We start from the raw sequence: 12,707 nt of genomic DNA on the forward strand, positions 1-12,707 counted from the left end.
GTCCACCAGCGTTTGTGCACCGTAACGATGGGGCGCTGCTACCCGTTAATGCTTTTAAGTTAGAGAAGTTAGGGGACGCGCGACCCCGCGCCATTGTTGGGTCTGCGGCAGATGCGTACTCCTGATAGCACGAGTGCCGTACTCCCGATAGCACGAGTCTCGGTACGCCTGATAGCACGAGGCTATTCACCGTTTGTCCCCGTGTTATCCCCGTGCCGTGAATGGCACGGGCCGAAACGTCAGCCATTCCACTCCATCCACCGACAGCCGTTCGATGCTCAGCACATAGCCGGGCAGCGACTGCTGCGCCACCAAGGCGCGCAGGTCGTAGGCAAAGTCCGAGTAGCGCGCGGCGCTCCCGGACTTGCGGTGCAGGTGTCGAAAATCGAATTGCCAGCCACTGTGCTGGCGTCCGCCGTGCTTGCGCGCCAAGCGGTATAGCCAGCGTTCGATGCCGCCCGTGATCCGGAAGTACGCCGGGTCGATGGTCAGCACCAGCGCGGCGTCGAGCACGCCCGCGTAGAACCAGTCCGGCAGGATCAGCTCGATGCCCAGCGGCGTGCCGCGCGCATCGGCACGCTCCTTCCACTCGTTGATCCACGAGAAGCGATGCAGGCGCCGGCCGGTCGTCTCGCGGATGGATGTGGCTACGGTGGTCGATTGCAGCCGATCCAGCGCGGCCTTGAGGCGCCGGTAGTCGCGCAGCGACGTGCCCCGGCCGATGAAGCGCAGGATCTCGTAGGGCGTGGCCTGCATCAGCCGCGAGGTCGGAATGCCCGCATCGCGGGCTTCGACGATTTGGCTGGCGGCCCAGATCAAGATGTCCGCATCCCAGATGGTGGCGATGCCGTGCTCGGCCGTCCCTTCCACGCGAATGGTCACGCCGCCAGCCTGGAAGTCGATCGGCGTCGTGCGCCGCGACTTCGCCAGCGAGAAGAACGGAAAGGCCATCAGATCCTGGCTGTCGCGCGGAGCCATGTCGCCCGGCAGCGCACGGAACGGTACAAGCGGTTCGCATGCGGGCCGGGACATGGCGATGGCCGCCGGCACGCGGCCGGTCAGCGCGCACGGCTGTCCGCCGCGTGGCACTCGGCGTACTCGGGATCGGATGTGGCCTCGAAGCTCCGCTGGTCGGCCCAGGCGTCGAGATCGGCGACGGCGTACATGACCCGCCGGCCAAACTTGCGGAAGCGCGGTCCGCCACCCAGCACACGCTGCTTTTCCAGCGTGCGCGGCGACAACCGCAGGTAGCCGGCCGCTTCGTCGTTGGTCAGGTAGCGCGGCGGTTGCGTGGTTGCGGCCGGTGGCAGCGCAGCAGTATGGGCGGCATAGGGCCGCACGGGAGCGGGTCGCATGAGGGGAGCCTCCATCGGTTGAGGGCGCCAGCGGCCGCAGCACGGCCGGATGGGGGCAGTCTCGGGAAGGAACGGCGGTTTGCTCAGGGACGTTCTGCAGGCCCATGCAAACGTCCCTGTACGGCCGGCGCATGCTGCAGTAGGCGGCGGTAGCCGCCACGCATCAGCACTGCGCCGCGTTGCGCGAGGCGTCGCACATGGGCACGCAGTGCGCTGTCGGCATGCCAGTCGGCCGCAACCCGAACCGGCCCGTACAGCACTTCAGCCACCTCGCGTAGCGTCGCGCCCGCCAATGCGGCATCCAGCGCCTGCAAGGTGTGCGTCTCCAGCAGCGCGCCACGGCTGGGCCGTGCCCGGCTGCGAGACCACGGCACCGGGTCGCTGGCGAGGGGCGGCAACGCGGGATCGCCGCCGTGAACGGCCTGGACATAGGGCATACCTTGTTCCAGCGCCAAGGCGAGCGCGAAGCGCTGCCAGTGCCCCGGCGACCAGACGGTCAATGCCAGGTGCCGGCCATCGTGGAACAGCCGCTTGTGGCCGGCGACGCTCCAGAAGTCGAACCGCATGGCATCCGCGGCGGGCGCCAGATCGGGATGCAGCTGCACCACGCCCGCCGGTTCGGGATACCAGACCGGATGCGCATCGCGCGCATCCAGGTTGGGGTTTTCCAGCATGTGCAATCCCCATCGTGCCACCGCGCCGGTACGGCCGTGATGGCGCCAGTCGCGGCGGTAGTCGGGATGGCGACGCAGGTATTCCCAGGCTAGTGCTGGGCCATCGAGATGCAGCACGTAGAGATAGGCGGCACTGGCGTGCCAGGCATAGGGGGCAGGACCGGTCATGGCGCACCTCGATGGCAACGCAAGGCGTCGCGGCGGACGCCGCGAACCGCGTGCGATCGTCAAAACGTCATGGCGACCGGGCTGGCTAGACGATGACCGTTTGGTTCCGGTCTACGGCGCGGCGCGTCCGGGTGCGGCGGTCGCGGGCGCTGTGTTCCGCGCTTCACCGGCCAGAGTGCATCGGACCGCGCTTTCGATATCGGCCGTTTACGTCAGGCACCTGACCTCTGGCGCAACAATCGCGATTGTTGCCGTGTCGGTCTCGCGCAAGACCGAAAATGAGACAATGCACCGCACTTGCCTGCGCTGTGCCACTACCGATCAGTCGGGAATCGAGCCGTTAGCTCGGGCCAGCCGCGCGTACTCCGACAACCGCCGGGCCGGGCAGAAATACCGATCGCGCAACACCGGCCGATCCCGCGGGCCGACAATGGACGCCAAGGACGACAACCGCACGGTATCCAGTTCGGGCATGCCGATGCCGACATCGCAAAGCCCCCAAGCCGTGTCCCCATCGGCGGGATCGAGCGCGGCCAGCAACCAGGTAGCGTGCGCGTCCGGCGTGAACAGCTTGACGACCGGCATCGGATCGAAATCCCCTGCCGCAGCGCGAGCCTCGCCGTTCGCCAACAGCTGTGCACGCTCCTCGTCGGTCACGAGGGAATTCACGGTCACCGTCCCCACAAGATTGCCTCCCCCCGAGTATCGACCCCACCTATGCCGCTGCCGGTACCGCACGGATACGCCACCGCGCATTCGTGCTTATGGACGGATGCACACATCCCCCACTCCGGCTCCGTGCTTTTGCGTGAAAGCACGGATGCACCTGCCTATGTATCCGCGAAAGCGCACATGTGCGAAACCGCCTTGGTGGATTTCCGTAGAAGCACGCACGCGATTCCTCGGATGGGAAGGCATCCCCACAAGCGGATCGGCGCAAAGGCGCGGATACGGGAAATCAGCCTTGGCTAATGAACACTATAGATTGTAGCCCTATAGGACTCAATCGGCTGTCATCTTGATTTTTAGGGGAAACCCCAGGTGGCGGCCAAGCTCGGACTCGCGGCGGCATTGAAGACGGTCAGGAAAGCGCGTGGCTTGAGCCAGGAAGCGTTTTCCGACGTGTCCAGCCGCACGTATCTGAGCACGCTGGAGCGCGACCTGAAAAGTCCCACTCTGCACAAGCTGGCCGCGCTATGCGAGGTCATGGGCATCCACCCGCTCACGCTGCTGACGCTGGCCTATGCCGGCGCAAACGACCGCAAGACCGAGCAACTGTTGGAGCAGGTACGTCGGGAACTGCAAGAGATGGTCATAGCAGCGCGGACCACCGCGCACCATTGATTCCGGGTCAATTGAACCCGATGGACCCAACGGGGCCACACGCTGTTCACGCGCCAAGGCAGTCCCTCTTTGATCGATACGCAAGGCCACGCTTTGGCGCTCTGCGTGCCACGGTTTCATGTTGAATAGGACGCCCATGAAAAGAGTGCTCACTGTTGGTCTGAAATATTCCGGCACCGCGATCGATGGCGTTGAATTCGACAACCTCGGGTTGTGCCAACCGTCCGTTGATCAGGAACGCGCAGCGTTCGCCCTGTACGAATACGATGTCATCGTCATTCATCCAAAGAGCTATTCGCACTTCCTGTTCGGAGAGGAAGGCGAGTTCTCCAACTCTCCCAACGAGCTCGGTGATCTGAAGAGGAAGAAGGACCAGTACGACCTCGATACGGTATTCGACAGTACGGATAGGGAGAAAGAGCTTGAGGCCGCCATCGCCGCTGGTGCGACGGTCGTCTGGTGCCTCGCCGAGCCCAAGCGAATGAATTTCTTCGGCTATCGGGAAACCTCATACGGTTACGCCGCGCCTGCAGTAGCAAAACTGGTCAAGCGCGGCGATCTCCAGCTCAAGAAAGGTCGACGGATGGGTGCTATTGACCACGAAAGTCCGTTTGCGCGGTACTTTGCTTCCTTGGCTACAGCTGGATGGAGCCTTTGTCTGGCCGATGATGACCATGAGGGCTACGTCTCCATCGCGTCCACACCCGAGGGCTACAGTCTGGGCGGACGCGTTGCCATCGGCTCGACAGCCGGCTGGCTCGTCACTCCGCCCTCCTCCGAAGCCGCCACCAACAGGCTTATTCTCGATGCCGTCGAGTTGGTGAAAGCAGATCCCCATCAGGAAAAGTATCACGGGATTTTTCTGAGCCACACCAGTGCGGACAAACCATTCGTCCGGCAGCTTCGCAAGGATCTTCTCGAACACGGGGTACCTCAAGTGTGGGTGGATGAAGCCGAGATCGATGTCGGCGATTCGCTCACGGCAAAGATCGAAGAAGGTATGAAAGAGACCCGCTACATCGGGGTCGTATTATCCGCGAAATCCATTGATGCGCCGTGGGTCAAGAAGGAACTCGATATTGCGATCAACCGTGAAATCGCCAGCGGTGAAGTCGTCGTGCTTCCATTGCTGTATGAGAAATGCCAGCTCCCCGCCTTTCTGCAGGGCAAGCTCTACGCGGACTTCACCAGCTCAGAGGAATATGCCATCGGGTTGGCCAAACTATTGAGGCGACTGCGGATCAAGTAGCGGCAAGCCATGCCGGCATCAAGACTGCTATCCCTTATGGTATGGCAAGTGCAGCGCGCAGGCGTCAGCGATGAAAGCCCGAACGGGGCGAGACGCCACTGGCGGCTCGATGCGTAGCACGCCAACGCGCCCCGGCATCGCCGGGAGACGCACGCATGCATGACACGCTCTACGATGATGGTATGGAGAAAGAAAACCCGAATCCGGATGATCCGCTGGAACGTATGCTCCATCGCTCCGGCGAACTGCACGAGAAGCTGCTGTCATTGCTTGATGGTGCGGAGTTCGATGGTTCGCTCCGCGGCGAAGCTGCTTTCGGCATGTGTTTCGTCGCGCTGGAGCACGGAGCCGCACTGCGGGCGTTGATGGCATTCGGGCTTCCCAACTCGGCCGTCAGCCTGATGCGTCTGCAGTTTGAGGCGCTCACCCGTGCCATGTGGCTGATCTATGCGGCCAGCGACCAAGCCATCGCCAAGCTGCTGGCTCCGCTCACACTGGAGAGCGAACAGGCGGCGAAAAACCTGCCAGGCGCCAGCGAAATGATCAACCAGATCGGCAAGCGGGTCGGCCAAGGCGTCCCGGTCGCTGCGCATCAGATGCTAGTGCGCTTCAAGAACGTATCGTGGCATGCGATGAACTCGTTCGTGCATGGCGGCATCCACCCACTACGTCGCAGTGCGGAGGGCTTCCCGGTTCATCTTGCCCTGCAGGTCCTACGCAACGGCAACGGCCTGACGACAATGACCGGCATGGCGCTCGCGATCCTGACTGGCGATGAGGCCATCGCCAAGCCAATGACCAAGATCCAGCCCGAATTCGCGGACTGCCTACCCGATCTGCTGGAGTAGATGGGGCAGACCAAATAGAAGTTGCGCCCCGCCACGAGGGCGGGGCGCGTGAGACGGCCGTCAGGCCGCCTGCGGTTTGCTGCGCGACCAGATCAGGCGGTGCACGCCGCCCTCGTCCTCGATCAGGCGGGCGTAGATCGGTGCCGGGAACGAAGGATCGTCGAGGGTCACGGACAGGTAGTCCCGCCCGGCCTCGCTGGTCTTCTTCCACGCCGCGCCGATGTCGTGACCGGCCGCCTGCAGGCGGAAGTCGGGGGCGTTCTCGCTGTCGCCCTTGTCGTTGGGAACCAACTTGGCCTTGGCGTTGAGCGTCAGGGTGCGGAGCGTGCCGGTGAAGCCATCTTTCTCTGCGGTGAAGTTGCCGATGTTTGCCATGATGTTTTCTCCTTTCGGGTTGAACAAGGTCGCGCCCATCGCGTCCTTGTTGTGAACCGGCCGGCGAGGGATGGGCTGGCCGCACCGCGCAGCGGGCGCAACACCGTGGAGCACCTGGAAGCGAAAGGAATTTGCTGCGCGAGGAAGCCGCGCAGCGGCGGGGAAATTGCTTTCGCTGGAAGGTTGCGGCCATGAAGCCCAAGGCGCAGCCGCGCCCTCGCCAGGATTCACAACGAGACAAGGACGCAGGGGCCGCCCGCTCCCGAGAGGAGATAGGGCCGACTCAGCTTCTCCACGCGACGGCTTCACCGGCTCGCGCCCTGACGCGGGCAAGGCCGACCCTCCAACGGCGAGGGCGACAGCGAGAGCGCCCCGCACCGCAGCTTGCGGCGACGTGCTTGAGGCGTGGCGTGGAAGCTCCATGAAACAAGGCCGGGTGGCATGTCGGTGAACCGTCCTTCGTGACGATTAGGCAACCAGCCGGCAGCGTCGGGGACGGCATGCTCAGGCACAACCTGCTGCAGCAAGCGGGGACGTAGCGCTACAAGCCCGCCCATGGCGGTGGAGCGCATGGATCCCCGGCAAGCGGAGCGCGCAGTGCCGCAGGCGCGAAGGCGTGAGGGATCGAAGCCGGATGGCCGTGACGGCACTGCCGGCACGGGGCGCAGCCCGAGAGCCCGGCGGCGCGCAAGCGCCGCCACGCCCTGTACCCGCACACGGACCGACTACGCCGAAGCGAACTCGCTACAGGATGAAGCTGCCCTGGTCGGCATAACCGTGCGGCTCGATCACCACCGCGGCCACGCGCGCCTGCACGGCGCGTTTGCATGAAAAGTCCTCGCCGCCATCCTGTATCCACGCGCCGAGCCGGCGTTCCAGCCAGCCATGAGCGACCGCTGCACCGTCCTTGATGCCACCGCAATTGTCGGCCTCGATTTGCGCATGGCGCGGGTGGAGCAACACATGGATCGACAGCTCATCACCGCTAACGGCGGCCACAGCTGCAGTCGCCGGCAGACCGCCGTCGAAAGCAAAGCGGTACAAACCGCGCACGCCGCCGCTGTTCTTCGGATCAGCGCCCGGCCACCAGTCTTCGCTCGGCGAAAGCCCGAACAGGTGCTGTTCCAGGTCGGCGTTGATCGCCGCGATCATCAGGTTACGCCAGCCAAACCAGCGCACCCCACGCTGCTTGCGCAACGGATAGGTCTTGAACGGTGACCAGGAGCGATCCAGCTCGGGCAACAGATGCAGATCTGCCGGCGCGTTGTAACCTAGTTGCCTTACAAGTACCCAAGCGCTGTCGCCGGCGCTGACCTATTGCAGAATTGGCCTCTCTGTCAGGCGGACTACCATGGCTCACACGCCCCTGCTGCTCCAACTCGTCATCATCCTCACCACAGCCCGGCTCTGCGGCTTGCTGCTGCGCTACGTCGGCCAACCGCCCGTGATCGGCGAGATGGTGGCGGGACTGCTGCTCGGCCCTATCGTCTTAGGTACATGGTTTCCCGGGTTCCACGCGCAATTGTTCGCGAAAGAAGCACTGCCGCCACTGACGTCGCTATCGACGCTGGGCCTTGTGCTCTTCATGTTCATCGTCGGCGTAGAACTGCGTGCGCCAAACGGCGTCCGCGCACAGTTTCGCGAAGCCGGAGCGGTGGGCATCATGAGCGTCCTGATGCCGATCGCACTGGGCCTCGGTGTCGCGCCGTTGGTTTACCCACTGGCGCCGAAGGGCGTGGCGTTCTGGCCGTTCGCACTGTTCATGGCGGCAGCGATGTCGATCACGGCCTTCCCGGTGCTCGCGCGCATCCTGAAAGACCGCGACCTTACGCAAACGCGCATCGGCCGCCTCGCGCTGGCGAGCGCCGCGATCACCGACGTATTTGCATGGATCCTGCTCGCCCTCGTTGTCGCACTGCTCGGCTCGCATACCGGCTTAAACGGCTTTCTGAAGACCACGATCGGCATGGTGGCGATGTGTGTCGTCGTCTTCGGAGTCTTGCGCCCCGTCTACGCTTGGTTACTCGCGCGTTACGCTGGCGACGGTAGGCCAACGCTGATGCTGCTGACGACACTGATGGTTGGCCTGTTCGGCTGCGCGGCGGCCACCCAGTGGCTCGGCCTGCACGAGGTTTTCGGTGCGTTCCTGTTTGGCGCTTGTTTGCCGCGTGACGATCGATTGCTCAAGTACCTGATGGAACGCGTCGAGTACGTCGCCATCGTCGTGCTGATGCCGATCTTCTTTGCGCTTGCCGGGCTCAACACCACGCGCGACGCATTCGTCGGCGCGGGTTTAGGGGCAATGACCGTCATCGTGGGTGCGGCGATCCTCGGGAAGGTGCTCGGCGGTGCGGCGGGCGCGCGCATCGCCCGTCACTCCTGGCGTGACAGCTTCGCGATCGGGTCATTGATGAACGCACGCGGCCTGATGGAGCTGATCGTGATGAAGATCGGCCTCGACGCCGGCGTCATCGGGCCCGCACTGTTCACGATGCTGCTCGTGATGGCGTTGACTACCACGATCGCGACGTCACCGCTGGTCATGTTGTTCGCTGGCAAACGTGCCGATGAACCATATGGCCCTGTTAACAGAGTCTGAGTTCGCCTTGCTACGGCCAACTGGTCAAGCCGCCTTATGGCCAGTCTTGGTGTCTGGATCTTCGGGCTGCATGGCAACCTCGATCTAATTCGACCCGCATGGACCCCTGCTGTTGAGCCAAGCCCGCCCATTACGGTGAGCGCTGCGCGGTACGGCAAGTGAGGTCACCGCACCACAATCGCGGAAGGCGCTATGAAAGCGACCGCGGGTTCGCCATCTGCATTTCGCTTTATGAAAATTCAGATCCTCGGTGTCAGTGCATCAATGATTCTGCATTCTGCGATCCGGCCACCTTTGCACGACACGAGCAGGTCGGAAAGCTCCTTGCGCAGCCGCATCAGGTCGGCAACTTTCCGATCGATCTCGGCAAGATGCGTCGCGGCAAGCGCGTCGACCGAGGCGCAGTCGGCATCACGTTGTTCGGCAAGACCGAGAAGCCCGCGCACCTGATCGAGCGAGAACCCAAGGTTGCGTGCGCGGCGAATGAAGCTCAGCCGGGCTAGCGCAGCGGGCGCATAGAGGCGGTAATTCCCGGCAGTACGCGATACCGCTGGCATCAGCCCTTGCTTCTCATACCAGCGAATCGTTTCGACCTTGGTATCGGTAGCGCGCGCCAGATCGCCGATGCGGTAGTGATCCATGACTTGACCCTATAGTGACTACAGGCTTTATACATCCATCCTCGCACTGAATCGAGGATGCGAATGGACGGCTGCTGCTCCGGCAAGGCCGAAACCCTGAATGCCCTGGCACGACGAAGCCAGCGGCGGGTTCTGGTGATCGTCATGGTCATCAACGCGGTGCTGTTCGCCGCGGAACTGGCGCTCGGTCTCGTCGCGCGATCGAGCGCGATGGTGGCGGACTCCGTGGACATGCTCGGCGACGCCCTCGTCTACGCACTCAGTCTGTACGCACTCACGCGAGGAGAGCGCTGGCAAGCAGGCGCGGCGCTCGCGAAAGCCGGGCTGATTCTCGCCTTCGGTGTTGCAATCGTCATCGACACGACGTTCAAGATCGTCGAAGGGAGCGTGCCGTCGAGCACCGTCATGGTGACGATGACGGCGATCGCACTGGCCGGAAATCTGGCGTGTCTGATTCTTTTCGCTCGTTTCTGCGCTCTAAACGTGAATATGGCCAGTACTTTCGAGTGCTCCCGCAATGACATGATCGCAAATGCTGGCGTACTGATAGCGGGTGGTCTGGTGGCATGGCTGCACAGCGGCTGGCCGGATATCGTGGCTGGCCTCATCATCGCCGCCCTGTTCGTGCGCTCCGCTGCGCGCGTATTCCGTGTGGCCTGGCCTCTCTGGCACAGACGGCCTGACATGAAGTGGGCATCATGAGAATCCTCGCTGCGATGTGCGCCGCGATCATGACGATCTCTACCGTCAGCGCCGACGCTCAGGAGGCAGAGAAGGAGCCGGCAGCCATCGTGGAGATCGGCTCGGCCGGCGAATGGACGATCAATGGCAACGGCGCCGGCCATGGACCTTCATTCGCCGTGGAAACCACACCGATCGAGCATTGGCTGGAGATTGAAGGCGGTGTGACGCCCCTGTTCAGCCGAGGCCGGATCGAGTGGGATATGGATTTGCTCTTTAAGAAGCCATTCACGCTGTCTCCAACGGTCGAATTCATGATCGGCGCGGGCCCAAGCTGGAGCCACACGGTTGCACACGGGCGGAGCTACAACACGCTGGGCGCCGAGGTTGCTCTAGATTTCATGTTCTGGCCGTGGCAAGGACGCAAGATCGGCTGGTATCTCGAACCGAGCTACGGATACAGCTTCAGCGCCAGCCACGAACGAACGCTGGGTGCCAGTGCCGGGATTTTGATCCCTATCCACTGACAGGTGCCGATGAACGTCGGTGCAGGGTCGAAGAAGGTGTCGAGACAATTTTTTGGTAGACGTTGAAACCGGCCAGCAAACTTGCCGCGCCCGGTTCGGGAGAAGCCCCGGCGCAGCGCGCCGGGGCCATGCTGCGGCATCACGCGGCCAGTGCGTGGGCTTCCACCTCGTCGGCGGCATCTTCCGCCGCGTCGCCTTCGCTCGTCAGCTCCGGGTCGCCTTCCGGCTCCGTGTGGTGCTCGGTCTGGAACACGGCAGGCATCCAGCCCGTGCCTTCAGCCAGCCGTTCGGCTTCGCTGGCAATGTCGCCCTTCTTGAGCTTCGACAGGCGGGTGACGTGCTCCGGGGCGTACTCCCCGACGGCTTCCAGAATCGCGGCCTTCGGTACGTGCTGGAAATAGCCCTCTGCGGTCGGCTTCCACCATGCGGCCATGTCGAGGCTCACGGCCCATGCCAGTTCCTCGCCGGGTTGGTGCGGTGTGGCGCGCGGCGTCACCACGTCAACCGTGGCCGCGACGCACACGGCCAGCAGCCGCACCAGCTCGTCTTGCGGCTTCGCCAGCAGCACCGCGAACAGCTCAGCGCTGTCCTGCGGCAACGCTTCCCCGGCGACCTGTTGCAGTTCGCGCAGCGCCACGGCAGCGGGCGATTCCGGCCAGTCCGGGGCCATGCCTTCCAGCCGTTCTTACACCGTGAGGCGCACGCCGAGCGGCAGGCCATCGTCGTAGGCGTCGGGCTGCAAGACGGTCTGCACCATGCCATGCACCAGCGCGGCCAGCGCGACGTGCGGATGCCGGGCGACTTCGATTTGCAGCGCGGCGGTGCGATGCGCACTCAACCTCTGCGCCAGCCGGTCGGACAGGCTCGTGGCCTTCGCCGACTCCGTGCCTTCGCCGTCACCATCGTTCGCGGCTTCGCCGCCCGTGAAGCCCTGCCGCAGCCGTTCCAGCGTGCGCAGCGCCTTGGCCTCGGCCTCGCGCAGCAGGCTGCGATGGATGACGGCGTCACCCTCACGGCCGATGGTGACGACGGCACCGGCCACGGCGCGCACGTCCGGCGCGTAGTCCTGCAAGGCGTCCTCGATGGCTTGCAGTTCACCAGCCACCTGCTCGCGCCGTTCTTCCAGCGTCCCCACCTTGTCCTCGTCCTCGGCTTCGTAGGCTTCTTCCAGCGTCGTGTCGATCTTGTCGAGACGGCCTTGCAGCGAAGCGATGCGACGGGCTTCGCGTGCGCTCGGCTCGCGGCGCTGGCGCGGCGCGTTCTGGAACGTCTGCCGTTCCGCGTGGCTGATGTGCGGCACGGCCTCCACCCATGCCCAACCCTCGGCGCGCACGTCCTCGGCCTGCGCGTCGAGCTTGCCGCGCACCAGCGTTTCCAGCAGTGCGGCGTCGGTCAGATAGGTTCCGGCATCACCTTCCGCGAACAGGTCGCGGCGGATGCCGCCGCCTGCTGCCGTGTAGGCGTCCAGCCCGACGAAACGCACCAGCGAATCACTGGCGCTGATTTCGCGCTCGGTCAGGCGCTCGCGTAGCGCGGACGCGCTGCGCTGCCATTCCGGTGCGCCGTAGAACGCGGCTTCCTGCGCGGCGTGGTCGTCGGTGATGGTCAAGGCCATCAACTGTTCCAGCGTGACGCCACCGGCGCGGTAGTCGGTCAGCAGGCGCGGCGAGACGTTGGCGAGCTTCAAGCGGCGCTGCACCACCAGCGGGGAAACGCCGAAGTCGGCGGCAATGTCCTCGATGGGGCGGCCTTCCTTGACCAGCGCGGCGAACGCCTCGAACTGGTCGGCGGGGTGCATCTGCTCGCGCAACAGGTTCTCGGCGAGGCTGACGGTACGCGCCGAAGCGTCGGGCACCAGCAGGCACGGCACTTCGTAGTCGGCGGGGATGCGCTTCTTCTTCGCCAACAGCTTCAACGCGGTCAGGCGGCGGTCGCCGGCAACGACTTCGTACTGCTCGCCGTCGGCGGCGAGGATGACAACGAGGTTTTGCAGCAGGCCGACGCGGAAAATGCTCGCGGCCAGCTCGGGGATGGACAGGCGCGGCGTCGTGCGTGCGTTGCGCTTGGAGCGGCGTGGCAGCAACTGCGAGAGCGGAACCAAGATCAGGTTCTTGGTCGGGTCGGCCGCTTCCAGCGGCGCGGCGGTTTCGATGACGATGGCTTCGTTTTTGAGTACGGCGTTCATGGTGATAACTCCTAGCGGTTGGGATGCAGCAGCGAGAGAAGCGGCAAGGGCTGCTGCCCGC

13 protein-coding genes and 1 pseudogene are annotated in these 12,707 nt (G+C 64.1%); 6 read left to right on the forward strand and 8 right to left on the reverse strand.

Features of this window, described 5'->3' with window-relative positions; all coding sequences use genetic code 11:
• Positions 1–204: 204 nt before the first annotated feature.
• The 4 genes from ASG87_RS13050 to ASG87_RS13065 form a co-directional block, all read right to left on the reverse strand.
• Positions 205–1,032 (reverse strand): replication initiator protein A, encoded by an 828-nt coding sequence (locus ASG87_RS13050; RefSeq protein ID WP_056006488.1) that lies wholly within the window; start codon positions 1,030–1,032, stop codon positions 205–207.
• A 26-nt stretch (positions 1,033–1,058) separates the two neighbouring features.
• The gene (locus ASG87_RS13055; protein ID WP_056006491.1) at positions 1,059–1,355 is read right to left on the reverse strand and encodes a helix-turn-helix domain-containing protein; all 297 of its coding nucleotides are present in this window, start codon (positions 1,353–1,355) and stop codon (positions 1,059–1,061) included.
• Between the two features lie 83 nt (positions 1,356–1,438).
• Positions 1,439–2,197, reverse strand: coding sequence for a DUF2285 domain-containing protein (locus ASG87_RS13060; RefSeq protein ID WP_056005781.1), 759 nt, complete (start codon positions 2,195–2,197; stop codon positions 1,439–1,441).
• 321 nt (positions 2,198–2,518) lie between these two features.
• A complete protein-coding gene (locus ASG87_RS13065; RefSeq protein ID WP_056006493.1) occupies positions 2,519–2,866 on the reverse strand; it encodes a DUF2958 domain-containing protein in 348 nt (115 codons plus the stop codon).
• Positions 2,867–3,238: 372 nt separating this feature from the next.
• On the opposite strand from ASG87_RS13065, the gene ASG87_RS13070 reads away from it, so the two are divergent.
• The 3 genes from ASG87_RS13070 (at position 3,239) to ASG87_RS13080 (ending at position 5,638) form a co-directional block, all read left to right on the forward strand.
• A complete protein-coding gene (locus ASG87_RS13070; RefSeq protein WP_056005783.1) occupies positions 3,239–3,541 on the forward strand; it encodes a helix-turn-helix transcriptional regulator in 303 nt (100 codons plus the stop codon).
• A gap of 136 nt (positions 3,542–3,677) precedes the next feature.
• The gene (locus ASG87_RS13075) at positions 3,678–4,790 is read left to right on the forward strand and encodes a toll/interleukin-1 receptor domain-containing protein (protein WP_056005786.1); all 1,113 of its coding nucleotides are present in this window, start codon (positions 3,678–3,680) and stop codon (positions 4,788–4,790) included.
• A gap of 155 nt (positions 4,791–4,945) precedes the next feature.
• The gene (locus ASG87_RS13080; RefSeq protein WP_235499647.1) at positions 4,946–5,638 is read left to right on the forward strand and encodes a hypothetical protein; all 693 of its coding nucleotides are present in this window, start codon (positions 4,946–4,948) and stop codon (positions 5,636–5,638) included.
• Positions 5,639–5,698: 60 nt separating this feature from the next.
• Here the strand turns inward: ASG87_RS13080 and ASG87_RS13085 are convergent, their stop codons facing one another.
• Complete coding sequence (locus tag ASG87_RS13085; RefSeq protein WP_056006500.1) at positions 5,699–6,013, reverse strand: DUF736 domain-containing protein; 315 nt, start codon at positions 6,011–6,013, stop codon at positions 5,699–5,701.
• Between the two features lie 744 nt (positions 6,014–6,757).
• Positions 6,758–7,255 carry a hypothetical protein gene (locus tag ASG87_RS13090; RefSeq protein WP_157511081.1) on the reverse strand — a complete coding sequence of 166 codons (498 nt, stop codon included), beginning with the start codon at positions 7,253–7,255 and terminating at the stop codon, positions 6,758–6,760.
• A 109-nt stretch (positions 7,256–7,364) separates the two neighbouring features.
• Here ASG87_RS13090 and ASG87_RS13095 point away from each other — a divergent pair, with 109 nt between their 5' ends.
• Entirely contained in the window at positions 7,365–8,612 is a 1,248-nt protein-coding gene (locus ASG87_RS13095) for a cation:proton antiporter (RefSeq protein WP_056005792.1), read from the forward strand.
• Between the two features lie 239 nt (positions 8,613–8,851).
• Here ASG87_RS13095 and ASG87_RS13100 read toward each other — a convergent pair whose 3' ends face one another.
• Positions 8,852–9,253, reverse strand: a complete 402-nt coding sequence (locus ASG87_RS13100) for a helix-turn-helix domain-containing protein (protein WP_056005795.1) — start codon at positions 9,251–9,253, stop codon at positions 8,852–8,854.
• A 63-nt stretch (positions 9,254–9,316) separates the two neighbouring features.
• Here ASG87_RS13100 and ASG87_RS13105 point away from each other — a divergent pair, with 63 nt between their 5' ends.
• Both ASG87_RS13105 and ASG87_RS13110 read left to right on the forward strand, forming a co-directional pair.
• A complete protein-coding gene (locus ASG87_RS13105; RefSeq protein WP_056005798.1) occupies positions 9,317–9,955 on the forward strand; it encodes a cation transporter in 639 nt (212 codons plus the stop codon).
• Complete coding sequence (locus ASG87_RS13110; protein WP_157511082.1) at positions 9,952–10,461, forward strand: hypothetical protein; 510 nt, start codon at positions 9,952–9,954, stop codon at positions 10,459–10,461. The genes ASG87_RS13105 and ASG87_RS13110 overlap by 4 nt, the downstream gene beginning before the upstream one ends.
• A gap of 139 nt (positions 10,462–10,600) precedes the next feature.
• On the opposite strand, the pseudogene ASG87_RS13115 reads toward ASG87_RS13110, so the two are convergent.
• Positions 10,601–12,646, reverse strand: a pseudogene (locus ASG87_RS13115) (ParB/RepB/Spo0J family partition protein).
• Positions 12,647–12,707 lie beyond the last annotated feature (61 nt).

The sequence above is a fragment of the Frateuria sp. Soil773 genome (genome assembly GCF_001428405.1).
Classification (GTDB): Bacteria; Pseudomonadota; Gammaproteobacteria; order Xanthomonadales; family Rhodanobacteraceae; genus LMSL01.